The organism is Okeania sp. SIO3I5, assembly GCF_010672085.1.
Lineage (GTDB): Bacteria > Cyanobacteriota > Cyanobacteriia > Cyanobacteriales > Microcoleaceae > Trichodesmium.
Genome location: NZ_JAAHHT010000011.1, coordinates 1 through 26925, shown reverse-complemented (window position 1 = coordinate 26925; position 26925 = coordinate 1). Strand labels below are relative to the sequence as shown.

The window sequence follows — 26925 nt, the reverse complement described above, 5'->3', positions numbered from 1 at the left end:
TCCAACTGTTCCCTGTTTCCTATTAAGTGTTCCCTTGAAAACTTAAGTAATAGAAAACAATTAAATATAAATTTTGATAGTAGACAATGGGGGAAGAATTAGTGAAAAAGTTAACTCTAATTTATTTTAACTTTTCTTGAAAATCAAACTTATTGGAAAAGGAACTGGATTAGGAATTTCGATTAGTTATCAAATTATTGTGGAACAAGATCAAGGAAAACTAGAATGTTATTCTCAGCTTGGAAAAGGTACAGAATTTATAATTAAAATTCCGATAAACTCGAATTAGATAACTATTAGAAATTTTCGACCATTTCGGATGCTATAGCTCAGAAAGAATTAGCGTTTGAAAATTACTGATGAGCAATCACAATCCCAGAAATTTTTTTCCAACTGTTCCCTGTTCCCAATTAAGTGTTCCCTTAAAAACTCAAGTAATAGAAAACAATTAAATATAAATTTTGATAGTAGACAATGGGGGAAGAATTAGTGAAAAAGTTAACTCTAATTTATTTTAACTTTTCTTGAAAATCAAACCTATTGGAAAAGGAACTGGATTAGGACTTTCGATTAGTTACCAAATTATTAAGGTACAGAATTTATAATTAAAATTACGATGAACTCGAATTAGATAACTATTACAAATTTTCGACCATTTCCGATACTCTAGCTCAGAAAGAATTAGCGTTTGAAAATTACTGATGAGCAATCACAATCCCAGAAATTTTTTTCCAAATTTTCCCTGTTCTCTTGAAAACTAAATTTGGAAAAGGTACAAAATTTATAATTAAAATTCCGATGAACTTGAATTAGATAACTATTACAAATTTTTTACCATTTCGGATACTATAGCTCAGAAAGAATTGGCATTTTAAAATTACTGATACTCAATCAAAATCCCGGAAATGTTTTTCCAACTGTTCCCTGTTCCCAATTAAGTGTTCCCTTGAAAACTCAAGTAATAGAAAACAATTAAATATAAATTTTGATATTAGACAATGGGGGAGGAATTAGTGAAAAAGTTAGGTCGAATTTATTTGAACTTTTCTTGAAAATCAAACCTATTGGAAAAGGAACTGGATTAGGAATTTCGATTAGTTATCAAATTATTGTGGAACAAGATCAAGGAAAACTAGAATGTTATTCTCAGCTCGGAAAAGGTACAGAATTTATAATTAAAATTCCGATGAACTTGAATTAGATAACTATGACAAATTTTTTACCATTTCAGATGCTATAGCTCAGAAAGAATTAGCATTTTAAAATTACTGATACTCAATCAAAATCCCGGAAATGTTTTTCCAACTGTTCCCTGTTTCCTATTAAGTGTTCCCTTGAAAACTTAAGTAATAGAAAACAATTAAATATAAATTTTGATAGTAGACAATGGGGGAAGAATTAGTGAAAAAGTTAACTCTAATTTATTTGAACTTTTCTTGAAAATCAAACCTATTGGAAAAGGAACTGGATTAGGAATTTCGATTAGTTATCAAATTATTGTGGAACAAGATCAAGGAAAACTAGAATGTTATTCTCAGCTCGGAAAAGGTACAGAATTTATAATTAAAATTCCGATGAACTTGAATTAGATAACTATGACAAATTTTTTAGCATTTCGGATGCTATAGCTCAGAAAGAATTAGCATTTTAAAATTACTGATGAGCAATCAAAATCCCGGAAATGTTTTTCCAACTGTTCCCTGTTCCCTAATTCCCTAATTCCCTGATTCCCTATTCCCTATTCCCTATTCCCTATTCCCTGTTATACTAGAGTTTTGTCAACAAATTTTTGTCGATACTTTTAAAATTGCGGTCTAAGATAAAAGGTTGAGGTGGAGCAATGGAAATTTTTTCAAAATCTGGATGTAGAGGATTAATCAAATAATTATATTCTTGAGGAATAATAGCAGAAGGAACCCTCAATAGAGCTGTCGTTTTAGAAGCGAACCATCGATCTCCAATAGAAGCTAAAGCTTCAGGTGGAGGAGTATCACGCCAATTATGAGGTAATAAAGATTCATCTACTTGTTTAATCGGAAAATTATCAGGAATTTTTATACTAATTGATACAAATATATTACCAAAGTTTTCGATTTCCATGCAAACTAAAGTTTCTAATGCTGCTAGAGATAATGTCGCTGAAGTATAAATTAAGGCAGTTCCTTTAGAATTCCAACGACCTCTTCCACGATTATAACCTTCACCTATCAAAGCAGTATTAATGTATTTTTTATGAGAGATTCGCCATAGTGTTAAACTCATAATTACTATATTTTTGATTACTATTTATTCAAGAAAAAGGCAGGATTTATAGTCAATTATTAGGCTATAAAAACTAGCCACAGAACTACCTCTTGATAGTTTTTTACCTGCCTATTTCTACTTGTTTTATTGATGGCTAATAGGCATTAACCATTAAGAATCAATCTTGAATCATTAGCTATATACTCCATACTCTATTTTATTCAAAAGTTGATCTACTTCTTGTGTGCCTGCATCTGTATCTAATAGTTCTAAAGGAGTTTTTCCTGCCAAGGCACGATTTGGTTTTTTCAACCAATCTCTTGCTGTTTCCACATTTTCAAACACATCTAATGTGTGTGCAAAAATTCTAGCAATGCGATAAAGTCTATCTGACTCTGAAAGATCGAGAGGTTTCTGATCTTTCTTACGCCTAGATATAGTACGTTCGGAAGTTGCTAATAAAGCAGCTATTTGTGACTCAGAAATACCACAATATTCTGCTACTTTCATTACAGAAATTATTGAAAATCCCTCACGAATTATACTGACTATTTGCAGTTCTTGGGGTAATTCCAAAACATTTTTAGGTATTCTGTCAAATCCTAAAATTTGATAAATTCTAGGGATGGGTTCAGTTTCTGAGTTCTGAGAAACTTGATCTGGGAATAGCATCTGGACATCCTCTAACTGTCACCTGTCTAATATTATATCGTCAGGTGTCTTAAGATGTGCAAATTTTATATTTATGATCAAAGTACAATGATTATGGCCATTATATACCCAAGAAGCATCTGACTTTTGTACAATTTAGAGACTAGAGCCAAAAAACAGCAGGATCAGGAAGATAAGAAAAAATATAAAGATGAAAGTGTTAGAAAACATTTTCTTTAATTAGTTAATTTATTGGATGTCTAGAAAATTATAGACACAAAATATTACTAAATGTCTAATAGACTTCTCCAGAAAAGAGGGAACACTTAACTGGGAACAGGGAACACTTAACTGGGAACAGGGAGAAGTAATTGATAATTTCTGGATAAGAATTTATTTTATTTTTTATTTCTACCAGATATCTAATAAATAAAGGTGTTTTAGAGACTATTGTTACGCAAAGCGTAAGAATTAACACAGTTTGTTCCTATATGGATAAATAATTAGGAGAATTGTGGCCATTCTTTGTCACTAGGTTTCTATGGCAAAAGGCATTTATGCTGAGGGCATCCCCCCTACCCCCCAATGACAAGCTATCCCTTATAAGGAACTCTTGAAACCCTTGTAGGAGGGTGGGGAGGGTGGGGAGGATGGGGAGGATGGGGAGGATGGGGAAGAAGAATCCTGTCTACATTGATAAAAAAGTGTATTTTTTAATACACTTTTCTTCTGAAAAAGCCGATTCAACACTAAAACATAACTTGTCTATGTTGTCAAGTTTTATGAAAAGAGAAAGATGTTTATAAAGCATAGCTTTGAAAGGGGGGAGGCAGAAGACAAAAGAAAAAATGCTTTGTCTAGGTTTTAGACTTTTGATGCGTCCTAACCTTTGGTTCGACTGCTATATTTGTACTGGAGGATAAAAGGCCACATAGTTTTGAATCTTTTTGGCTTTTTCTTTTGGGTTAGGATAATAGTTACTAAATCTATAGAAAAATATTCTTAGACAAGTGTTTTAATTAAGTGTTACCTTAATGGGGTGAACTACAACACCCTCTATCCCATTGCTAAAAGCGTTTGGGACTGCTTTTCGTAGTATGTTTAAACTTCCATTGACATCAGCATTGTATTTGACTCCATTTGAAGCTTTATAAAGTCCTCTTTTCACTCGTTGACCACTAAATTTGTGTTTGACACCTTTTTGGTAAACTGGTAAGTCGTCCCAGTCTAAAAAACTAGCTTTTGATGTATAACTTTCTTCATTAATTATTACTTTTATTCCTACTAATTTGGCTTTGTATTTTAGTTGTTCTATTAACTTAAAAAAAGGAATTTGAACAAAATTTTGATTGTTTTTGGGGCCTAGATTTAGGCTTTGTTTCCAGTTAGGATTATTTCCTATTACTAAAATTCCTATCTGATGTTCTATCAGATGATTAATAATATACCTGCTAGTCTTATGCAGATAATCGTCAATCTTTAAATTTCTTTTTGTCGATAATTTTTTGATTCGATTACTACTTTTATTCTGATTTAATTCTGACTGTAGTTTGCCTTTTTTCTTATTATAGAATTGATTAATTGATTTGACTGGTCTGCCGTTAATAATAAAGGGTTGAAAACCTTTTTTATTTGATGTTACAGTCGCCAAATTATTCACTCCCAAATCTACAGAAGCCACATGAGATTCTGACAAATCTAATTTAACTTCAATGGATTCGTAAACCACTTCGATCACATAGTAATTAAGCTTAGGAATTATTCTTACTTGTTGCAGAGAATCATAATTTATTTTACTATCAAAAAATAGCTCACTTTTTGATAGTAATATCTTCTGATTTTTGACTAATTGAGGTTTACTAATCGCTTGTTTTGTATAGACTAGAATATTCCTCCCTTTCTGTTTATGTTTATATTTTGGCAGTTTAGGGCGGCTTTTAAACTTACTTGGACATTGATTATAAGCTCTTATCGCTTGAAAAAAACTTTGCCAATTTTGATCTAAAATAATCAACACCTGCTGAGAAACTTTCGCAGGTATTGCTTGATAATCTGCTCCCGACTGTAGTAACTTTTGAACCTTGTTATAGTCTAGATAATTTCCTTTATTAATAAACTCTTGTCTAACTATGTAGTTAGCCATGTTGTAGAGATTTTTAGACAAGAAAGCTAGAGTATCGAGTGATTTATAATTGGGATGATTTTTTTTAATAATAGTGCGTTCTACTAATTGCATTATCCCTCCTTTAAACATTTAACGCTCTCTTCTGTTTTCCAAGTTCATCAACACGCATGCATGCGTGTTGCAGATAATTTCATTCATAAACAAGATTAAGGGAATTTAACTAATTCCAGTCTAAGATATTTTTAGTTGTTTTTTTATGTTTTTCTATAAAATAAATAAAACTTTACAATACTAAGCACCATCTTTATTCACTTTACCATCAACTTCAATATCGTAGTAGCTCGTATTACCTTTTCAGAAACAGTTAGTTATACAAATTTTCTAAGATTATAATTACCAAGAATCAAATTTTTGGCACACATTATTTTTAAGAGCTTAATTCAGTAACTCCTTATTTTTAAGCTTCTCGAACTTATGCTACTTTAATAAATAAAAAAATGCAGCCTGAACAAGCTGCAAAGTTAAGGAAAACCGTTGTGTTTTTCTGAGGAAAATTTAATTTACTTAAAACATATTGAAAATAGTAAAATAAAGTGAAATTTTTAATAGTATTCGTTAATTGAATCTATATTTTTATATTATGTAGAAATCAATAAAATGTAAGTGATTTCTGCTATAAGTCAATTGTGATTTTAATCAATTAAGAGACTGATAATGTATTAGGGCAAGCTACTGAAACTAAATAATTAGAATAATTAGAATAATTAGAATTAAAAGCAGCAATGCAGGTAATAGATAAGTATTGCTACCTGCAATAATACTGTTTGTTTCAGGATAATTTTCTTAGTTTCTGGCATCTTCTATTTCATCAATTTTAGCCTTAAGTAAGGATAAATCTGTTGTTACAAATCTCTTGTTAGTAACCAGATCGTAAGCTTCCCACTCTTGGGAAAAGTCTATATCTTGCCAAATAAACCAATCTCGGTAAATTTCACCTTCGTCAATATCACCACACAAAGCTAACCAATCATCTCCATCAAAATTATCTACTGTTGATGCTACTAAGTCAAGCCACGCAATAGTGACACAATTATCTGTATTAAGATCGGCAACAAAGGAGGAAGACTGAGGGTTAAGTTGTTGGAGGTACAGGTTAGATGTCATTGCTAAATTCCTTGATTAACTCTATGGTTTAACTCTACGAACTTTTACCTCCAAATAGTTATAGATATATGCCACTATTCTAATCACAACATATTAGACAATATTAGACATGATTGTGCATCTCGCCTTTTACTGTTAATACCGGAAAGCAGGACAATCTTAAAAGTAGACACTTCAGAAACTGGCACTAACAATATTATTTTTAGGGAGTAGGGAACAGGCAAAAATATTTATTAGACTTCTTGCAGAAGTCAGACAATAGACAATAGACAATAGGGGATGAAATTGTTGATTTCAGAGCTATTATTGATTGAATTTTTACTTTTGCAAGAGATCTATTAAATATTCATTCTGTCAGTTGTACCAAATTAACTACCGAATCTGCTGTAAATTGCAAGGTAGTCCTGCATAGTAATGTTGAAGATACATAAGTTTTGTAATCTCTTCCCACACTCCCTACACCTCCCACACTTCCCATACACTCTCTACTATTACTATTGCAGGATGGCAGAAAAACTGACCAGTTACATACATCCTAAAACCCTTACTAAACAATACTTTTGAATTTTGAATTTTGAATTCCTCGTAGCGGCACTATGTACCACCACCAATTTTAATTGTTATTATCCACTTCACGAAGATAGCAACCTTTTCAGGATTTTAAAGGAGTTAGACAGGAGAAAGAATTGAAATAAAAAATCCTTAGAAGTTGGATCAAATTAGGATTCGAGCAATTTTTTACTTAAATAAGTAAAAAAAAATTTTTTAACACCCTAAAATTCTCTACAGTTTCTAATCTTGACAGGATATCTTGATAATTAAGAAGAATTATTTTTGAGGTATTAATAAATGCTCAATATCAATAATATTAAAACAAATATAGTAGCGATCGCCGCATTTGCCATAACTATTTTTAGCACTCCTCTAGCACTTGCCGAAAACTATACTAGAGAATTTGACGAACAAGGATATCTACGTCAAAATCCTGATGTGGCAGAGTTAGTAAGTCAAGGAAAGTTTAGGACTGGTTACGAACATTATGTTAGATATGGGCAATATGAAAATCGTTCTGGTGCTTTTAAAATATTCAATGAACAAGAATATTTACGACAAAATCCTGATGTAGCAGATGCTATACGTCGTGGTGAATTTAAGTCTGGTTATGATCATTATCTAAGATATGGGCAATATGAAAATCGTTCTGGTGCTTCTTACCCATCACAACCTCGACTTTATGATGATTATAATCAGTCTTCTTTTGACAAGAATAACTGGAGTTGTGAAGGTATAAATCGTAATTTATCTCAGTCAGCATTTTTCCGAACTGAGAATCGAATTATCCACATTTGTCGATATCAAAATAGTAATAGATTAGTTTTGTTTGAACGTAGAAATAGAGATAATTCTGGTTGGAGAAATTTTCCTGTAGAAGTTGCTTATAATGGTTTTTTTAATCCTCGTATTGGTTATTTTATTAATGATAATGAATTTATTCGGAGGCGAGGAAATCAAATGCTTTATAGAGAAAAAGTTCTGACTAAATGGAGAGACAATTGCCAGCAAACATCTCTTTTGAATTCAGAACTCAGAACTCAGAACTCAGAATTATGTTGATACCATTTAGACCTGATGTTGCGCTTATGAAAACCTCGCCTTTAATGGCAGGGTTTAAATGAAAGATAACAAATATTATTAAAGACTTATAAAGCGTCAATAAATAGTATTTAGAAAGATAAATTCCCAGTATTGGAAAGTTTTTGAGTAAGTATTCAGCTATCAGCTAAAGAGTTCAATAATGGATAATGGATAATGGATAATGGATAATTACCTCTCCCTAAAAGCTATCCCTTATAAGGAACTCCTGAAACCCTTTTGGAGAGGGTGGGGAGGATGGGGAGGATGGGGAGGATGGTCCGTAAGAATCCTGTCTACATTGATAAAAAAGTGTATTTAAAAATACTCTTTTCTCCTGAAAAAGCCGATTCAAGACTTAAACATAACTTGTCTATGTTATCAAGTTTTATGAAAAGAGAAAGATGTTTATAAAGCAGAGCAAAAAAAGGGAGAGGTAATTATCAATTATCCATTATCAATTATCAATTATTTCTCCCTACTCCCTACTCTCTACTCCCTACTCCCTCAAATCAATTAACTTACTTTTATTTTGCTCGTAATTTTTCTAAAGTTTGATGAGCGGGAGATAGATCAGGTTTAAGTTTAATTGCTTTTTCTAGGGAAGATATTGCTTCTTTATCTAAGCCTAAATTTGCTAAAGCTTCACCCAAATGATAATGTACAACGCCTGAATTTGGATAAATTTCAATTGCCTGACGATAAGCAGAAATAGCCTCATCCCACCTTTCTAAAGTTGCTAAAGTATACCCTAATTTATGATGTAAATCAGCAGCAGTAGGATTAAGACTTATCACTCGACGATAAGTAGAAATAGCCTCATCAATAAATCCCTGTTTTTCCATCATTTCTGCTAATTTAAGATGAGATTCTATAACAGTTTTATTCTGTTCTTGTTTTCTTGTAAATGCTTCCTGTAAATGCTGATTAAACTTTTGATTTTCTGGCTTAATTTCTACAGCTTTCTGATAACATTCTATGGCTTCTTCCCACTTTTCCATTTCTGTTAAAGCTTCTCCCAATTGGTCATAAACTACTGCCGACTTGGGGTTGATTTTGAGAACTTCGCGATATTTAACCGCGGCTTTATCCCACTGTTTTAGTTTGGCTAAAGCGTAAGCTAAATGATGATTAATTATTGCAGAATTAGGATTAAATTCAAGTGCATTGTGATAGGCAGTAACTGCTTCTTCCCATCGTTGTAGTTCGGCTAAAGCTGCTCCTAAATGATGATAAATTTCTGCATTTTTAAGATTTAGCGAGATAGCTTGCATACAGGCATCAATAGCTTCTTCCCATTTTTGTAACTTGGTTAATGCTAACCCAATGTAATAGTGAGCTACTGCTAAATTGGGGTTTAACTCAAGAGCGCGATGGTAATAATTAATTGCGTTTTCTAGTCGATTTGCCTTTTCTAGAACCTTGCCTAAACTTAAATGACATTCTGGCAAATAAGGATTAATTGCCAGAGCTTGATTGCAACTTTCTATGGCTTCATCCCATTGTTTTTTACTTGCTAATGCTTCACCTAAATATTGATAAGTTAAAATTGCATTGGAGTCTATTTCAATAGCGCGACGATAAGTAACTATCGCCTCATCAAATAATCCTTGTTTTGCCAAAGCTAAACCTAAACTCTGATAAAAATTGGGGAAATCTGGATTAAGTTTAATAGCTTGACGTAGATAAATAACTGCTTCATCAAACCTCTGAAGTTTAATCAGAATTTCTCCTAAGTTATAGTAAGACCAGGGAGAGTTTTTCTGTAGTTGAATTGCTTGGTGATAGATATTTGCTGCCTCTTCTAAATTGCCTTGCAAATTGAGAGTTTCTCCTAGGTTTTGATAACCTACTACTGATTTAGGATTAAGTTGAATTAGTTGGCGGTAAGCATCAGCAGCTTCGGGGAAGTTACTTTGTCTTAATAGTTTGTTGCCAATATGAAGATAGTTAACACTTGTTTCTGTTGTTGTTGACATTGTTGTTTAAAGTTTCCTTGATTTGATAGTTGGGGGATGAAGGATATTACTTATTACCTGTTAATATCCTATACTATTTGAGCAGCATAATTATGTTCGTAATCGTAAGCATTCAGCGGTCAGCTATTAGCTATCAGCTTCATTACTTTTAAAATAGGAAAAAGCAGTTGATAGGTTTCAAAGAATTAAAAGTATGGATCAAAGTCTATCAGCTAACCTTAATAATCTAGTCTATCGAGCTACATTGTTTATTTTGATTGCTGAGAGGTGACTGCTAATAGCTGAATGCTTACTCGTAATCTTAGATAAAATAAAATTTTTCTAAGGTCGTTAATATCTGCTCTAAAATATTATCCTGTGTCTGCCACTTTATATAATATTTCTAAGTTAACCATAGTAAATTTCAAATTTAATTATTGGATTCCTACTTTATTAGTTGATTAGAAAAGTTTGTGTTAGAAAAAGGGTATGTATTGGGATATGGATAGAAGTAATTATCATCTGATAATTTCTGATTATCCCTATTTTAATTGAGCAAAATATGGTGGTGTGTTGTAATTATTTTTGTTACGAGAACAGTAGGAACATCTTGCTTCCCTGGTAGGGATTGCTTGTTATTATCTACCATTACACGAGCAGGACTGGCGAAAAAAAGAAATTGAAAATGACCAATCATACTAAAATTTATGTTACAGCATTAATAAGTCTTTATCTAATCAGAATTCTTAAATCAAGCAACAAAATGATAAAATTAGAAACATGGAACTAAAACTACAATTATTGAAGTCTCGGTTAGCTACACCTGCAGCGGGCAAAACGCCTAAACTACAAACCCTTCATCATTAATATTTGTAGCTAATTTACCTGCAATCTGCTGTAACTACTTAAAGACAGAAATCAATAAATGGTCATTACTTAAAAATTAATCTAGAAATTAAAAGTGATTGACAAATGTGTGCAAATAATGGTAGAAAAATAAAAATATCAAAAAACTTATAGTAGATGGACACAAAGCAAATTCTGGCAATTGCTTTCTTTGGCAAAGAAACCCTGGGCTAACATCCTACTTTACTCTATTGCCAATGACATTTTATATTTAATTACACTTATTTGCTGAGGTGTACCAAAACTGTAAACCGTAGAAAAATAGTAACTATTATCTCAGAAATTCTCTTGAATATTAGACTGATTGAAGTCAGGGCTATTTGATTCTAGAATAAAGTGAAAATTTTACTAGCTTTTAGAGATTGGTTAATATAAACTTCAATCATTGAAAAGGCTTATGTTTCTTAATGCACAAGAAGTCAAAAATTAGAACGAAATAGCCCTAGATTTAAGTTGACTATTTTTACACAGGAAGTTACTTATTGGCTCAAGAATTAATTTCTCAGCAAGTTCTACTCAAAATTAATTATTTGAACTACGAGAAAAAAATTATATGCTAATATCAACAATGAATAATTAAAATAAAAATGAATAATTAAAATAAAAATGACCAGAAAATCAGCTCTCAAGCCTCCCTTTTAAAGTTATGCTTGACTGATAAGTCTTGAAACCCAGGGCTATTTCATTCTAGAATAAAGTGAAAATTTTACTAGCTTTTAGAGATTGGTTGATATCAACTTCAATCATTGAAAAAGCATATTTTCGTGATTTGCACAAAAAGTCAAAAATTAGAACGAAATAGTCCTGCTTGAAACCCTTGTGGGCAGCAGGGAGCAGGGGAGAAAGGAGAAAGAATTATAGTAGCTAAGTAAAACTACTTGAGTTGTCAAAAAAAATCTATTTTTCAATACATTTTTTCTCCTGAAAAAGCCGAACTAAGACTTACTCATAATTTGTCTATAATGCTCAAGTTTTATATTAAGAAAGATGTGGTTCATTAATGGATAATGGATAATGGATAATGGATAATGGATAATGGATAATTACCAGAAGCTCTTCGGGCTTAAGTAATAAGTAAGAAGTAATAAGTAATAAGTAAAATCAAGCCCGTTGATGTTGGTTTAATTTTTTTTGATGAATGAATAAAAATTCAAAAAATGATGAATTTTTTGAATCCTCTGACTTGACTGCTCATGCTGCGCAAACAGGCAGAGGTATTACTTATTACTTATTACTTAACACTTATTACTTGTGAACTCTCCCTTTTAGGGAGAAGATTGACTAAAAGGAAAAAATTTATTTCTCAAGGAGAGATTTGGATATGGCTAGGTTTCCTCAGCATCCTATCCTACATTCATGCTCTGCAATTCAAGTCCCTCCGCGTTTCATGTCGGTTTTGGCAGCCGAAAACGACCGTTTTTTTTCCTTTATTGTGGAGGCTTTAAAGGTGAATTATTTAATTATTAATTATTAATTATTCGGTAATAAATAGCCTTTAAAGGGGATAAAAAAAGAAAGTTAAATATTTCAAGCCTCCCTATTGTATGAGATACTGATAACTGATAACTGATAACTGATAACTGAAATGACCCATAAAACAGAAAAATCAACTCTAATTATTAGCAGTATGTACAGTTCTGGAAGTTCCTTAACTGCTTCTATGCTTAAAAGTGCAGGTTTGCATATAGGTAGGAAGTTAATGGAGGAAAAAGAGAACAATACTCAAGGATATTTTGAAAATTTAGATTTCTATGAATTTCATAAGCAAGTATTACAATCTCAAGGTATAGATGGGGATGGTTGGACTTTACAAGAAAAAATAGATATAGAAGAAAACTTTCAAGAAAAAGCTAAAGAAATTATCGCTAAAAATTCAATAAGTGGAAATTGGGGATGGAAAGAACCCCGGACAACTTTGTTCCTAGATTTTTGGGCAGATTTACTACCAAATGCCAAGTTTATATTAATTTATCGTTCTCCTTGGGAAGTTGTTAATTCTCTATATATTCGGCAAGATAAGATATTTAAAAGTCAACCAGAACTAGCAGTTAAATTATGGTTGCACTATAACCAAAAAATTATTGATTTTTATAATCATGCTGCTAATCGTTGCTTGTTAACAAATATTCAGACAATTATTAATAACCAAGAAGTATTTATTGAAAAAATTAATCAAAAATTTCAGACGAATTTTAATAATTTCGATGTAAATATCTACAACCCATCGTTATTTAATAATCAAGTATCAACAGAAAGTCATCGGCCTACTATCATAGATTATTATTTTCCTGAAGCTACAGAAATGTATCAGGAATTAGAAGCAAGAGCATGGAAACCAGAAGATGAAATACCAGACTTTTCCTGGCAAGAAAAAATTAAATCATCTCCCTATAGAATTTGGGCGTTTCAAGATTGGATGAATTTATCTAGTTTAGAAAACCAAAATAAAACTTTACTAGCAGAACTAGAAAAATATAAAAATCAATACGAACAAAGTCAGTTAGAACTAACTCAAGCTAAGTCTGAGTTAACACAAACACGAGATGAGTTAGAAAAATATATTACTAAAGTCGATGCCACAGAGACAAAATTATTAGAATCCCAAAAACAACTTGGCAATACAGAAAAAGTATTGGCAGAAACACAGGGTAAACTTCAAACATTTGAACATATTCAAGTTAAATTTGACCAAACAGAAAATGAATTAGCTACAGCTAAATTTCAGTTGAATCAAACTCAAACTGAACTAAGAGAATGTCAGTCAAAACTACAACATACAGAAAGTGAATTAAAAAAATATCAAGGAGCAGAAAAAGAATTTCTAGAAACAAAATCTAAGCTCCATGAAATTCAAGGGGAATTAGTACAATATCAGTCACAACTACATCAAACTCAAGAAGAATTAGAACAATATATCTATAGAGTTCAGGAAACAGAATCATTATGGCAAAAATCTAAATCTCAGCTAGAAAAATCTGAAGAATTATTGGATAAATTTAACTCCCAAGAAAAACAAAATCAAGCAGAATTAGGAAAAACAAAACAGAATTTGTACGAGACTCAAACTAAACTAAAAATTTGCCTACATCAGCTACACCAAACTCAGGAAGATTGGGAAAAAGATCGGTCTCAGTTAACAGTAAGCGAGGCAATGTTGCAAAAATTTCAGTCACAGCTACAGGAGACAAAGTTGGTATTAGCACAATCTAATTCTCAGCTAAAACAGATAGAAGCACAAGAACAGCAAACCCAATCTAAACTCAAAGAAAAAGAAACAAGATTACAACAGTTAGAAGCAGAATTCAAAGAAATTAAAACAAGTCAAAACGAGTGGGAAATATCAAAATCTCAGTTGCATAAAACTAAGCAAGAATGGCAGCGATCGCAACTACAAATCCAAGAACTTCAAACCGAATTAGTAGAGTCTAATTCACAACTTCAGCAGACAGAAACATTAATGGAAAAATCCCATGCTCAATTACAACAAACAAAAGCTTTATTAACAGAGTTTCAAACTCAGTTACATCAAACTGATGAAGAACGGGAAAATATGCAAATGCAACTACAAGAAACTCAGGCAGTATTGCAAGAAGTTCAGACTCAATGGCGGAAAACAGAAGTATTGTTGCAACAATCTCAATCTCAACAACAAAATGCCCAGAAAGAATTAGTAGCAACTAAGTCTGAATTAGAGAAATTACAATATCAACAAGCTATTTTGAGAAATTCCAAATCAGAGGGAGAGGGTAAAACCGAATATCAAATGTTAGTTTGGGAAGCATGGTTTGCTTATCAAAACGATAATTTAGCTGAAATGCAAGAGCGCCTTCAGAAGTCTTTGAAATATACAGAAAGTTCTCGGACAGAAATAGTAATGGAATGGTTGGATAGTTTTGCTAATTTTTCTCAGACAAAAGGTATAGAGTTTGATAGTGAAAAACTGACAAATTCTGAAGAATGGCAAAACTTGATGAAACGCGCAATGAGAATTCAGAATAAAGTTTTGGTAGGTAGTGAGAAATAAATAGGCATCTCTAGAAAAGAGGGAACACTTAACTGGGGGAAGTAATTGAGAATTTATCAATAAGAATTGATTTGATTTTTGGGCGTTGGTGATTTTGGCTATGATTTTTCTGAAATGGGGATTTCCTAATTTATAATTGAAAAGAATTTTAAATTTTACCCTCTTTAGATTTCATAGCTTGATTCACCAACACCGATTTTTGATTATTGGAGATTTCTAATAGGCATTTGAAAAAAAAATTGGAGAATTTGGAATAAATAGATGTAGGATAAAGCCTAGTAGGAAAGTGTGATTCGAGGGGTGCATCTCATATTTGCCAAAATACTTTTTTCCTATTCCCTATTCTCTGTTCCCTTTTTCGGTAATTGAGAATTTATCAAATTGATAAGATTTGATTTTTGATCATGGGAGATGTCTAATAGGTATTTGAAAAAAAATTGGAGAACTTGGAATAAATAGATGTAGGATAAAGCCTAGTATAAAAGTGTGATTCAAGGGGTGCATCTTAAGATTTGCCAAAATACTTTTTTCCTATTCCCTATTTTCTGTTCCCTGTTCTCTAAAAACAATAAATTTTTGGCTTTCTTAAAAATTGAGATGCACCCGATTCGAGCAACTAATTTGTAATTAAGTTTGTATTAATTAAGGAACTAAATTAATGGCAGCAACAATAGAAAAAGAATTAGAACAAACTCAGACGAAGTGGCAACAAACTCAAAAAGAGTTAGATCAAACTAAGTCCGAGTTGCATGATATTAGGGAAGAGTTGGAGCGATCGCAATCTCAGTTAGATGAGGTATTGGGAGAGTTGGAGCAAACCCATTTTGAGTTACATCAGTTAAAACAAAATGGAGAGCAACAGCAGTCACACTCAGATGGGGAAGTTAACCAGGAGTTAGATAAAACTAAGTCCGAATTGCATGATGTGAGGGAAGAGTTGGAGCAAACCCATTTTGAGTTACATCAATTAAAACAAAAGGGAGAACAACAGCAGTCACACTCAGATGGGGAAGTTAACCAGGAGTTAGATAAAACTAAGTCCGAATTGCATGATGTGAGGGAAGAGTTGGAGCGATCGCAATCTCAGTTAGATGAGGTATTGGGGGAGTTGGAGCAAACCCATTTTGAGTTACATCAATTAAAACAAAAGGGAGAACAACAGCAGTCAGACTCAGATGGGGAAGTTAAGCAGGAGCTAGATCAAACTAAGTCCGAGTTGCATGATGTGAGGGAAGAGTTGGAGCAAACCCATTTTGAGTTACATCAATTAAAACAAAAGGGAGAACAACAGCAGTCACACTCAGATGGGGAAGTTAAGCAGGAGTTAGATCAAACTAAGTCCGAGTTGCATGATGTGAGGGAAGAGTTGGAGCGATCGCAATCTCAGTTAGAGCAGGTATTGGGAGAGTTGGAGCAAACCCATTTTGAGTTACATCAGTTAAAACAAAAGGGAGAGCAACAGCAGTCACACTCAGATGGGGAAGTTAAGCAGGAGTTGGAGGAAACTAAGGCCAAGTTGCAGGAGACTGAGCAGTTGTTGGAGCAGTCGCACTCACAGTTAGGTGAGACGATGGGAGTGTTGGAAGAGTATCAGTCTCAGATGGAAAAGACTATGGGGACTTTGGAGGAGTCGCAAGGGAAGTTGCAGCAGAAGCAGGAAGAGTTGGAGCAGGTTAAGGCAGAGTTAGCACAGAAACAGTCGGGTTCAGAGTCGGAGTTGCAAAAAGAGTTGGAGGAAACTAAGTCTCAGTTACGGGAGAGTGAGGAATTGTTGGAGAAGTATCAGTCTCAGTTGGAAGAGACGATGGCAACATTGGAAGAGTCTCATTCTCAACTTGGGGAAACAATGGTAGTATTGGAACAATCTCAATCCCAATTACAACAAAAACATCAAGAATTAGAAAGTACAAAGTCAGAGTTACTACAAACAAAAAAAGAACTAGAGCAAGTTAAAAATATTCAACCTCAACCATCTCGAGAAATTACTAAAAATCAGACAGTACTTCTTGATTCAATACCAGCAAAAGGAGGAATTACAGGACCGGAAATTGCAATTATTAAAAAGTTTATTACTGAGGGTAATGTCATATTTGATGTTGGTGCAAATGTTGGTAAGTGGACAGAAGAAGTTTTGAATTATTGCTCAAATTTGAAGTTACATTTATTTGAACCAGCTCCCCAGACATACAAAGTTCTTGATCGAAAAATAACTGAGCGACAATTTAGGGAAAAACCTGTAACTAATTGTATAGGAATTGCAGAAGATAATGTTGTCAAGCAATTTTATTACTATGATAAACATAACGTATTAAGCACATTTAAGCGTCGTATTAGTATTGATAAGATAGGTAAATACGGATTTCCTAGAGAAATTAAGGCTTTGACAACTACCATTGATAGTTACTGTCAGCAGAAGGCAATTAGAAGAATTAATTTCCTGAAAGTAGATACAGAAGGTAGTGAATTAGATGTTTTATTGGGAGCAGAACAAAGTTTAAAGAGGGGGAAAATAGACTACATTCAATTTGAGTATGGTGGTACATATAAAGATGCTAAAATAACTCTCAAACAAGTATTTGATTATTTGCAAAAATATCGTTACTCAATCTTTAAAGTTTTAGAAAATAAATTAGAATACAGACCAGATTTTGTGATCAGTGATGAGGACTATCAGTATAATAATTACTTAGCAGTAAATGAACGTTTTCTAGATAATGTATTAGGTGAAAAACCGAGACTATTAGATGTACCTAAACTCTGCATTGAAAACTCAATTAATCCTAAAGGTGTAATTCATGTAGGAGCACACGAAGGTCCTGAGAATAGCTATTACCAAAAAATGGGGCTTAAAAAGATATTATTTATTGAAGCTAATCCTGTAGTATTTGAACGCTTAAAGAATAGAGTAGCTTCTTATCCCAATGTAAAAGCTGTCAACTATGCAATTAGTAATGTAAATGGTACTGTTGACCTCCATATAACTTCTAATGAGCAAAGTAGTTCTATTCTCCCTTTGAAAAAGCATCAAGAGATTTATCCAAACATCAAAGAAACTCATCAAGTGAAAGTGGAGTCTAAAAAATTAGACACATTATTGCCAGAATTAAAACTTAATCCCTCAGACTACAATATATTAAATATTGATATCCAAGGTGCAGAATTATTGGCTTTGCAAGGTGCAACTAATTGGTTACGAAATGTTGATGCAATTAATACGGAAGTTAATTATGAAGAACTTTATGAAGGATGTGTATTAATTGATGAATTAGACGAGTTTCTAGATAGAAATGGTTTTCAAAGGGTTGCAACAAAAACTCCACACCCATCTTGGGGAGATGCTTTTTATGTCAAAAAGCCATTGATTACAATGTCTATACTAAGTAGGGCACGCTTTGGCAATCAAATATTTTTATATACCCTCTTAAAAATTCATCAAAAAGAACATGATGTACGAGTAGAAACAGTATCTTGGGTAGGTCAATATTTATTCGGTCATAACGATCCACAAATTTCTAGAACTTTGCCTGAGTTTGCTGATTCTGGTATGGCAATTCTTAATGCTAAAGAACCTTTCAAAAATGTAGAGTTTAGTGGTCCCGTATATCAACTTCATACTAAGTATTATGCTCCCTACAAAGACTTCATTCGTACTCTATTTCAACCAGTGCCACAAGTAGAAGTCAAAATGAGAGATGCTGTAAATAAGTTACGAGAGCGTGGCAACACTATTGTTGGTATACATTTGCGACGTGGTGATTATCAAAAGCTCAAGAGGAGCTATACTTTTGTTGCTCCTACTGCTTGTTACAAAAAATGGCTAGAAGGTTTGTGGGAAACTTTGGAAAAACCAATATTGTTCATTGCAAGTGATGAGTTAGCAGGAGTTGTAGATGATTTTGCTGATTATAATCCAATCACAATCAAAGATTTAGGTATTCAACTGCCAGAGGCAGATTTTTATCCAGAGTTTTATGTTTTAACCCAGTGCGATATTTTAGCTATTTCTAACAGCACTTTTTCTTTTACCGCAGCAATGCTAAATGAAAACTGTAAGTTTTTCTTCCGTCCTCACCTACTAGCTAAAAAGTTGATTCCTTTCGAGCCTTGGAATAGTGAACCTTTGTATCAGCATGGTTATGGAACCTGGGAAGAGCCAACTCAAGCAGGCGATGTTCAACTCTCAACGGAGGTTGTAACTAAGTCTCAGAGTAGTATCCACAATTTTATCGGCCAATTTGTAAACAAGGGAGATTTAGTTTTTGATGTTGGAGCAAACCAAGGTTTGAAAACAGACTTATATTTAAGTATTGGCGCCAAGGTAATATGTTTTGAACCTCAACCACATTGCGTGGAAATTCTGAATCAAAAATATCAGAATAATCAAAATGTAGCGATCGTCAATAAAGGCTTGGCTACAAAATCGGGACAGTTAGAATTGTCAATATGCGATCGAGCAGATGTATTGTCAACTTTTTCGGAGCAATGGAAAACTGGTCGTTTTGCTAACCAAAAATGGGAGAAAAAAGTCACGGTAGAAGTGACTACTCTAGACGAAATGATTAAAACTTGGGGTCTTCCACAGTTTTGTAAAATTGATGTGGAGGGTTTTGAGTATCAAGTATTAAAAGGACTTTCCCAACCAATAAGTTATCTATCGTTTGAATTTACTATCGAGTTTATTGATAATGCCAAAAAAAGTATTCAACACTTAGTAAGTTTGGGATATAGTTTGTTCAATATTACTCAAGAAGACCAAACAAAACTAGCAATTTCTGAATGGGTGTCTGAAACAAAGCTTTTTGATTTTATAGAGTCTAAGTCTACTAATAAAAAATCATTATGGGGAAATATTTATGCAAAATATTAGGGTGCATCTCAATGCAAGAAGAAAGGCAAAAATTTATTGATGCATAGGGAACACTTAACACTTAACACTTAACTGAGAATAGGGAATAGGAAGAAAGTATTTTGGCAAATATTGAGATGCACCCAAATATTAATAATTAACTGGGGAGAATAATAATGAAATGGTTTTTTGGAATTAATGATTTTTCTAATTACTTTGAAAATTACTCACAACTAATTAAAGTTGCTGTATATACGGCTAATAAAAATACTACCCTGGAACCATTTTGTATTTATGATGGTCAAGAAAATGAATTGACTAAATGGCTTAGGGAAAATAATGTTGACATTATTTTTCACCGCAGTCCTCACTATCAACAATTAAAACAATCTTTTCCCCATGCTTTACCTACTGCAGCAGGAGCATTTTTGAGAGTAGAAATTCCCAAAATAGTTGAAATTAAGGGTATAAAAGATGAATATGTTTTGTACACAGATTGTGATGTAATGTTTTTTAATGATGTAGTTGATTATCTACAGAATTTAACCTGCAAATATTTTGCCATAGCACCACAAGAAAACCCTAATGATTGGGTTAATCAAGTCAACACTGGTGTGATGTATATGAACACTAGAAATCTTTTAGATGTTCATGAAGATTTCAACAAATTTATAGCTCAAAATTTAGGTGAATTGTTGAAGCAATCTTACGATCAAGGAGCCTATAAAAGGTATTTTCGGGGAAAGTGGGATAGGTTAGATTTAACAATGAATTGGAAACCTTATTGGAAAATTAATCAAGAGATTAAGATACTTCACTTTCACGGACCTAAACCTCTTCGTAGTCAATTAGAAACAATAAAAAATAATCAGTTACCTTCCAATCATCCCTACATTACTATGGGATTAATTAATGATAATTTCTGGTATCAGACAAGAGTCTGGCAAGAGGCTTATCAATTAATGATTGAGCAAGGTAAAACGGAATTGACTCTGAAAAATAAAGGTATAGATATACCTTCATCTCGCTTACAGCAGATCAAAGGTGAAATGAATTTATATCTAACTGCTTTAACACACATTAAAAAAGAATTAGCAAAGTTTAGAATAACTTAATTATCAACATCAAGCAAACTTAAATCCTCAAGCCATGCGTTTAACAAATCAATTTCTCCTGATTCTACAATTCCTCGATCGCTCAAAGCTATATATGCAGCTATCAACATCTCTGTCACATTCATTGAAGGTTTTAATGCTTTTTCGACCACTGCTAGTGTGTCCTCTACTTGCAAAAACACAGGAACTTCCTCGTCAAAATCTTTCATAAAATCATGTTCATTACGCTCTTGAAAGACAATAGGAACTGAAATAAAATCTAATCCTTCACAATACTAATCTCAAGGACTTTTATGATCGGCTACTACTATCGTATTCCACTCTTCAAGATTGCTAAAACTCTTGACTGCTTTGGTAGGTTTATTGATTGAAGTAATAACTATATACTGGTTCATTTATTCTCAAATTAATAAGGTTTGTTTACTCATTTAAAAGTATAACTTTTCCTTATTTTATTTTAATTTTTTTTTGATTTCCTGTAACCTAAGTTGCCAGTTATTTAATTCTATTTGATACTTTTTATTAACAAAAAAATTATTTTGATAATGAGTACCCAATTCTAGGTCTTTAATTATTTTTATTAACTCATCATAAATAATTTTCCAATCACAATCATAGTTTTGGTAAATTCCTGGTACATTTCTTTGATCGAACACATACTTCTTGTCTATAAATATAGGAGGTATACCTTCTTCACGAACTTCTCCCCAAAACACTCCCTGAGATAAATGTGCATGGTTTCCATGTGCTATACCTGGCTTATTAGCCAACCAACTTAAAAAAGTAAGTCCAGAACCTACTACTGCTATATATGTGTCTACAGAATAAGCCCAATAAATGGTTTCATTCATAGTGCAGGTAGTAGCATCGTATGTTTTGACATTAGAGGGTATGAGTGCTGTAATTTTTTCCATCAACTCTTTTGTGTCAACCATCCCATCAAAAATGACAGCCATATTTGGATATTCCTGAGAGAGATTTGTGATGATATTGGCATTTCCTTGTATTTGATTTTTCCAACATTTGTTATGCTGACGAAGATTTATCCATAACAGAGGAAAGTATTTCTGAGATTGTTCTACTTTTTCTAGGAAAGACTGACTGCATTTTTTCATGCTAGCTTGGTAGACTCTGCTAGATAATCCTTTTCTAATACAAGATTCTGTAGGTCTAACTACGAAATAATTGTTATGTAGTATTGTGGAAAATGTACTCTGAAAATCTGATACAGATGTGATTTTTTCTTTTGGGATTTCTGGAAAAATTTCAGTTATATCTAACCGATTATGGGGAGCTATCAAAAACTTGTCAACTTTTTCTAAAATTCCAGATTCATATAAATATTGTAGTCCACCTAGTTCATTCCAAAAGTAGTGTCCTAAATTAAAGTAACAACCAATTATAGCTGTAATTATCTTAGGTTCTTTAGTTGATATATAGTTCTTAACAACTGAACCATTAATTACAGATTTTGTTTTAAATTCATCTATTAATAGTTTGTAATCTATTTTTTTTCCCCAAGTAATACTCCAATGAATAACTAAATCAAGTCGAGGTAAATAAATTCCTATTTTTCCTCCATCCCATCCTCCTACTATTAAATAAAAGACTTCAGAGCCAACAAATCGGTAAAAACACAAGGGAATTCCTCTGTCATTTATATATAGAAAATAAAATGATTGATTACTTTTGATAATTTTTCCAGTAACCGGACATAATGTATATACATAACCTGTTTCAATAATACTTTGCTGAAAGTCTCTCGTTTCGTTCAATAAGTGCCATGAATAATTAGTATTTTTTTTGATTTTTTCTGACAGTCTAAGTCCAGAATCACAAGAATAACCATTAATATAAAGGTTTTCTATTGCGATACCATCACGCCTCATAAATTCAACATTAGCTAAAGATAGTTCTGCTGCTTCAATAATTTCTATATCCCTATTAGTTAAATTATTCAAATCAATAACTGTATATTTGTTTGTGATTTTTAAATATTCTCTAACTTCTTCTGGATTCAATTTTATTTTATACAAATCATCACATATATTATACGAAGCTTGTTGATTTAGTTCCTGCCATATTTTTTCAGTAATTTTCTTCACACTAGGTACATTCTGAGGAGACTTTTGCCAACAAATTATAGCTTCATTCATTAAATTTTGTTTTGCTAGAGCAACAGAAAAATCATGGAAAAGTTTGATTTTATTTTGCTCGCCTAGTAAAAGATTCTCCAAGTATTCAATTATTTTTATTACCAATTCTTCCCTAGCAAATCTAGTAAGTAATTGAGAGCAAGTGATAAATTGCTCTGAATTTAGGTATAAACTTAAACCATAATATATGACAGCTTTTTCATATTCTCCTTTGTTGACTAAATTTTCCACTAGAGTTAACGTCTCAGAAATATCATTTCGCCAATAACTAATTTGCTGTTTATTAAATTGTTCAAACTTTTCAAATTCTATATTATTTATATCTATATATTGTCTCTTTTTCTGATGGTTACCCTGGTAGTATATATCTTGAATGTATGCTATGTCCGTACCTCTTAATTTTTGGGTTTCATCAGTTGGAATATATGAGGTGACTTCAGATAAATCTTCAAGTTGTGGTCCGTATAAATAAAATTGCTTCTGATTTTCTCCCATATATATAGAATTGCTTCCGTCAGATGTACCAAAATAAATATCATCGTTACTCGCGTTATATGTCGCTGACAATCTTACCCACCCATTAGGGTATAAATCTACAGTTGTTTTAGTGGCTTTTCCTGATATAAATTGCCAGTCTTTTCTTTGAAAAACTGCAATTTGTAGTCCTGATAATCCCCACATTGTAAAGTCTTTTGTACCAGCATTATCTACTCTTTTGACAAATATACTAACTGTACGATCTTTTCTACTACCATTAATAACTGTTTGCTTGATCAGATGAAAATCGTTTTTAGGTAAATCAATAATACTGATAACTTTATTATTTCCAGATGTTCCCTCTGGCGACAAAACTTCATTCTCTGCTACTCTAGCTATCTGATGAAAATCAATCCAGCTTTTGTCAGTTAAATTTGTACTATGGATGAGACGATTAGTAGAAGAACATTCTATTAATAATCCTAAAAATTTGTGCTTGCTATCAACAGTAAAGTTAGGATGAGAAAGCCAATTAAATCGTGGAGTATTTGCAGGAACGAAACTAATCAAACCTTTCTCATTAATATAACTTGCTAACTCAGCATCTCTAATTAATATAAACTTATCTAAATTGATATTGTGTAACTTGGCTTTCTGATTTTTTTGATTCATTGTTGAATTTTTATTATATATTTAGCTATATTTAGCTTAATTTATTCAAACATTATTCTTGATGAATATTAAACAAAAACTTTCATAAATTAACTTTTTTTTTATTCTAATTCGGCTTTATATTTTAGTTGTTCTATAAATTTATGATGAGGGATTTGAATAAAATTTTGGTTGTTTCTTTTCCCTAAGTTAGTTTCTTGTTTCCATTTTTGATTATTGTCTATTACCAAAGCTCCTATCTGGTGAAATCGAAGATTATTAATTATTATTCTGCTGGCTTGGTTTCAACAATTAATAATTAATAATGAATAATTAATAATTATTAATTGTTGAAACTGATAGGATTGACTAATCATGAAATTTTTTATTTATTATCCCCTATCCAAGGGGAGGCTTTAAAGCAGAATTTTTCGGTAAATAACTCTCTACTTTAAAGTTACTTTTTATCGTTAGTTTCTGGATTTTATTTGAATGAAAACGTTTTTCATCTTGTTTTTGTAATTTACTCTGTAGTTCTTCTTTCTTTTTGTTATAAAATTGATTAATTGATTTCAAAGGTTTACCATTTATTATGAATGGTTGAAATCCTTTGACATTTGAGAAAACTGTTGCTAAAGAAAGACAACCCTAAATCAATGGCTGCAACTCGGTTATTATCTATCAGTTTTTCTGGTTCAACTTCATAAACTGCCTCCAATACATAATAACCATTACGAGGTACTAATCTAATTAATAATTAATAATTAATAATTATTAATTTAGGATTGACGCAGAGACCATAAATATAGCGTTCAAAACTACAAAGTTATAGTTTTTACATTTATATCTATATATAGATATAGTAGCTTGATATAGATATAGTACCTTGGCGTAAGTTCTGTAATTATTCATTATATAGTACCTTGGCGTAAGTTTTGTAATTATTCATTATTCATTTTGACCCTTCAGAAGCAGCAGACTCTGAGAGAATTATTGATAGTATAAAAAAGTATTTTCCTCAAGCAGAAATAATTATTACTGGTGGGGTAGTTTACCATCTAGCTTTGTCTGATATTCTTCATAATTTTGATGAATCAAAAGATAAACATCTGTTAGACTTTTTAATGCTTATAGATGATTTGTGTTCAGAATTGGGTGAGACTCATTATGCAACTGCAATTGCTATTAAGTAAGAGTTTACGTTAATACAAAGATCTTAAATCATCAAGCCACCTTTGTAGTAAGTCTATTTCACTATAATCAACAATTTTATGATGATTGAGAGCGGTATATGCAGCCATCAACATTTCCGTAACACTCATTGAGGAATTCAAAGCTTTTTCAACTACTTCTAATGCCTTTTCTACCTGCAAAAAAACAGGAACTTCCTGTTCAAAATCTTTCATAAAATCATGTTTATTACGCTCTTGAAATACAATAGGGTTAGTAAAGCCTAAATACCAATTTTTATACCATAATATAGGTTGGGCAACAATTCCACGCAATATATCAGTAAAACGAAATGATACAGTAGCAGGCAAATACAAAAGAGGGAAACAATCCTTGTTAAAAAAGGTTGCTTGAGAATTAAATGGTGTAATTGTTTTAGAGTTCAATACCAAGCTACCTCGATTATGAAAATAACAGGGTGTATTGTTGGTTAGTCTATAAATCGCATCTACGTCGGGATCGCCATCAGCAAGTCCTTGCCATACTTGTACTTGGATGTTATCTGAAGCAGGTACTACTTTATTCATCCATTCAGTAGATTTCTTAACAAATTTTAGAGGCAATCCTCTAGGCCATATCATTTGATTGGTATACCATTGGTAAATATTGATAAAACCTAAGTCTTTTGGTATAGTAACTGCTTTATTATCAACTTGAGGAAGAACTATTTGATCTTTGGGAATATTATCATCGTCAGTATCAAAAATTAAGGTTGCTCCCTTTTGTATAGCTGCTAAATACCCCACCATTTTTCGGGAATAATGATTAAAGGGTAATAGCTGACATATCTTAAAATTTACTGATGCTTGCTGACTAACTGAAATAAAATCTACTCCTTCGCAAAACCAATCTGAAGGAGTTTTGCGATCGCCAACTACTATGGTATGCCACTCTGGAAGATTCGCAAAACTCTTAACTGCCTTGGTTGGTTTATTGATTGAAGTAATAATTATATATTTAGTCATTTGTTATACAATTAGTATTGATATTGAAAAGTCGTAATGAAATTGGGTTGAATAAAAAATCATGTGCACGGGCCAACTACCCCATTTAAACTTTAGGATATCACAAAAATTCTGAGGATGCAACCGAAAATCCTTTGCCGCGGCGATTTTTTTTCGGGAGCTTCAGAGAATGAAAATGTTCGTAGTTTTTCACGCTAGGAGGGATGGATAGAAAAATTTGATCAGGGAAAAACTAGCATTTTGGAAGCTCCAAAAGATGACAATATTTCTAGTATTGCTCGTATAAAAATTTCTGAATATTGAAAAGTCTCTCAGTAATGAAATTGAGTTGAATAAAAAGTCATGTGCACGGGCGAACTACCCCATTTAAACTTTAGGATATCACAAAAATTCTGAGGATGCAACCGAAAATCCTTTGCCGCGGCGATTTTTTTCGGGAGCTTCAGAGAATGAAAATGTTCGTAGTTTTTCACGCTAGGAGGGATGGATAGAAAGATTTGATGAGGGAAAAATTAGCATTTTGGCAACTCCAAGGGAGTAAGGGAGTAAGGGAGAATTTTTCAATCTTTTCGATGTATTGCCTCTATTCTACTCCCGACTCGTAACTCACAATTTAATCGCGGACAAAGATAACAAATAGTAAATAGCTTCTACTGGACTGTTTCAGCTAAAACTGTGCATGATTATTTTAGGTTGTGGGAAGACAAGGAAGACAAGGAGGACAAGGAAGACAAGGTGGTAAGGGAGAAAAAAGCCTATTGCATCATTTAAGATGAAACAG

17 protein-coding genes and 1 pseudogene are annotated in these 26925 nt (G+C 32.4%); 8 read left to right on the top strand and 10 right to left on the bottom strand.

Going from position 1 to position 26925, the window contains the following annotated elements; translation table 11 throughout:
- Window positions 1–136: 136 nt before the first annotated feature.
- From F6K40_RS40630 to F6K40_RS04160, 4 genes and pseudogenes are all read left to right on the top strand, one after another.
- Window positions 137–289 (top strand): ATP-binding protein, encoded by a 153-nt coding sequence (locus tag F6K40_RS40630; protein WP_365670103.1) that lies wholly within the window; start codon window positions 137–139, stop codon window positions 287–289.
- Window positions 290–458: 169 nt separating this feature from the next.
- Window positions 459–587: pseudogene (locus tag F6K40_RS41300) on the top strand (ATP-binding protein); the annotation flags it as partial.
- A gap of 398 nt (window positions 588–985) precedes the next feature.
- On the top strand, window positions 986–1201 hold the full coding sequence (locus F6K40_RS04165) for an ATP-binding protein (RefSeq protein WP_293131798.1): 216 nt from the start codon (window positions 986–988) through the stop codon (window positions 1199–1201).
- Between the two features lie 172 nt (window positions 1202–1373).
- Window positions 1374–1589, top strand: a complete 216-nt coding sequence (locus F6K40_RS04160; protein WP_293131795.1) for an ATP-binding protein — start codon at window positions 1374–1376, stop codon at window positions 1587–1589.
- Window positions 1590–1767: 178 nt separating this feature from the next.
- Here the strand turns inward: F6K40_RS04160 and F6K40_RS04155 are convergent, their stop codons facing one another.
- The 5 genes from F6K40_RS04155 to F6K40_RS04135 form a co-directional block, all read right to left on the bottom strand.
- Complete coding sequence (locus F6K40_RS04155) at window positions 1768–2262, bottom strand: RES family NAD+ phosphorylase (protein WP_293131792.1); 495 nt, start codon at window positions 2260–2262, stop codon at window positions 1768–1770.
- Window positions 2263–2436: 174 nt separating this feature from the next.
- Window positions 2437–2916 (bottom strand): type II RES/Xre toxin-antitoxin system antitoxin, encoded by a 480-nt coding sequence (parS, locus tag F6K40_RS04150; protein ID WP_293131789.1) that lies wholly within the window; start codon window positions 2914–2916, stop codon window positions 2437–2439.
- A 994-nt stretch (window positions 2917–3910) separates the two neighbouring features.
- Window positions 3911–5131: an RNA-guided endonuclease InsQ/TnpB family protein gene (locus F6K40_RS04145; RefSeq protein ID WP_293131787.1), complete on the bottom strand. Its 1221-nt coding sequence runs from the start codon at window positions 5129–5131 to the stop codon at window positions 3911–3913.
- A gap of 732 nt (window positions 5132–5863) precedes the next feature.
- Entirely contained in the window at window positions 5864–6184 is a 321-nt protein-coding gene (locus F6K40_RS04140; RefSeq protein ID WP_293131785.1) for a hypothetical protein, read from the bottom strand.
- 346 nt (window positions 6185–6530) lie between these two features.
- Window positions 6531–6662 (bottom strand): hypothetical protein, encoded by a 132-nt coding sequence (locus F6K40_RS04135; protein WP_293131783.1) that lies wholly within the window; start codon window positions 6660–6662, stop codon window positions 6531–6533.
- A gap of 371 nt (window positions 6663–7033) precedes the next feature.
- Between F6K40_RS04135 and F6K40_RS04130 the strand changes: the two genes are divergently transcribed.
- The gene (locus F6K40_RS04130) at window positions 7034–7798 is read left to right on the top strand and encodes a hypothetical protein (RefSeq protein WP_293131780.1); all 765 of its coding nucleotides are present in this window, start codon (window positions 7034–7036) and stop codon (window positions 7796–7798) included.
- A 545-nt stretch (window positions 7799–8343) separates the two neighbouring features.
- Here the strand turns inward: F6K40_RS04130 and F6K40_RS04125 are convergent.
- Entirely contained in the window at window positions 8344–9795 is a 1452-nt protein-coding gene (locus tag F6K40_RS04125) for a tetratricopeptide repeat protein (RefSeq protein ID WP_293131777.1), read from the bottom strand.
- Between the two features lie 2470 nt (window positions 9796–12265).
- Here F6K40_RS04125 and F6K40_RS04120 point away from each other — a divergent pair.
- From F6K40_RS04120 to F6K40_RS04110, 3 genes are all read left to right on the top strand, one after another.
- Window positions 12266–14704, top strand: coding sequence for a chromosome partitioning protein ParA (locus F6K40_RS04120; RefSeq protein WP_293131774.1), 2439 nt, complete (start codon window positions 12266–12268; stop codon window positions 14702–14704).
- Window positions 14705–15362: 658 nt separating this feature from the next.
- The gene (locus tag F6K40_RS04115; RefSeq protein ID WP_293131771.1) at window positions 15363–19571 is read left to right on the top strand and encodes an FkbM family methyltransferase; all 4209 of its coding nucleotides are present in this window, start codon (window positions 15363–15365) and stop codon (window positions 19569–19571) included.
- 155 nt (window positions 19572–19726) lie between these two features.
- Window positions 19727–20665 carry a glycosyltransferase family protein gene (locus tag F6K40_RS04110; RefSeq protein WP_293131768.1) on the top strand — a complete coding sequence of 313 codons (939 nt, stop codon included), beginning with the start codon at window positions 19727–19729 and terminating at the stop codon, window positions 20663–20665.
- On the opposite strand, the gene F6K40_RS04105 is transcribed toward F6K40_RS04110, so the two are convergent.
- The 4 genes from F6K40_RS04105 to F6K40_RS04090 form a co-directional block, all read right to left on the bottom strand.
- The gene (locus F6K40_RS04105) at window positions 20662–20874 is read right to left on the bottom strand and encodes a hypothetical protein (protein WP_293131765.1); all 213 of its coding nucleotides are present in this window, start codon (window positions 20872–20874) and stop codon (window positions 20662–20664) included. The two genes, F6K40_RS04110 and F6K40_RS04105, sit on opposite strands and share 4 nt — an antisense overlap.
- A gap of 243 nt (window positions 20875–21117) precedes the next feature.
- Entirely contained in the window at window positions 21118–23970 is a 2853-nt protein-coding gene (locus F6K40_RS04100; RefSeq protein ID WP_293131762.1) for a phage head spike fiber domain-containing protein, read from the bottom strand.
- Window positions 23971–24348: 378 nt separating this feature from the next.
- On the bottom strand, window positions 24349–24525 hold the full coding sequence (locus F6K40_RS04095) for a hypothetical protein (RefSeq protein WP_293131759.1): 177 nt from the start codon (window positions 24523–24525) through the stop codon (window positions 24349–24351).
- A 626-nt stretch (window positions 24526–25151) separates the two neighbouring features.
- A complete protein-coding gene (locus F6K40_RS04090; protein WP_293131756.1) occupies window positions 25152–26144 on the bottom strand; it encodes an STELLO glycosyltransferase family protein in 993 nt (330 codons plus the stop codon).
- Between the last annotated feature and the right edge of the window lie 781 nt (window positions 26145–26925).

Coding starts and splice junctions, on each gene's coding strand:
- F6K40_RS04155 (WP_293131792.1), bottom strand. CDS start 2,262: ATGAGTTTAACACTATGGCGAATCTCTCATAAAAAATACATTAATACT.
- parS (WP_293131789.1), bottom strand. CDS start 2,916: ATGCTATTCCCAGATCAAGTTTCTCAGAACTCAGAAACTGAACCCATC.
- F6K40_RS04145 (WP_293131787.1), bottom strand. CDS start 5,131: ATGCAATTAGTAGAACGCACTATTATTAAAAAAAATCATCCCAATTAT.
- F6K40_RS04140 (WP_293131785.1), bottom strand. CDS start 6,184: ATGACATCTAACCTGTACCTCCAACAACTTAACCCTCAGTCTTCCTCC.
- F6K40_RS04135 (WP_293131783.1), bottom strand. CDS start 6,662: ATGGGAAGTGTGGGAGGTGTAGGGAGTGTGGGAAGAGATTACAAAACT.
- F6K40_RS04130 (WP_293131780.1), top strand. CDS start 7,034: ATGCTCAATATCAATAATATTAAAACAAATATAGTAGCGATCGCCGCA.
- F6K40_RS04125 (WP_293131777.1), bottom strand. CDS start 9,795: ATGTCAACAACAACAGAAACAAGTGTTAACTATCTTCATATTGGCAAC.
- F6K40_RS04120 (WP_293131774.1), top strand. CDS start 12,266: ATGACCCATAAAACAGAAAAATCAACTCTAATTATTAGCAGTATGTAC.
- F6K40_RS04115 (WP_293131771.1), top strand. CDS start 15,363: ATGGCAGCAACAATAGAAAAAGAATTAGAACAAACTCAGACGAAGTGG.
- F6K40_RS04110 (WP_293131768.1), top strand. CDS start 19,727: ATGAAATGGTTTTTTGGAATTAATGATTTTTCTAATTACTTTGAAAAT.
- F6K40_RS04105 (WP_293131765.1), bottom strand. CDS start 20,874: ATGAAAGATTTTGACGAGGAAGTTCCTGTGTTTTTGCAAGTAGAGGAC.
- F6K40_RS04100 (WP_293131762.1), bottom strand. CDS start 23,970: ATGAATCAAAAAAATCAGAAAGCCAAGTTACACAATATCAATTTAGAT.
- F6K40_RS04090 (WP_293131756.1), bottom strand. CDS start 26,144: ATGACTAAATATATAATTATTACTTCAATCAATAAACCAACCAAGGCA.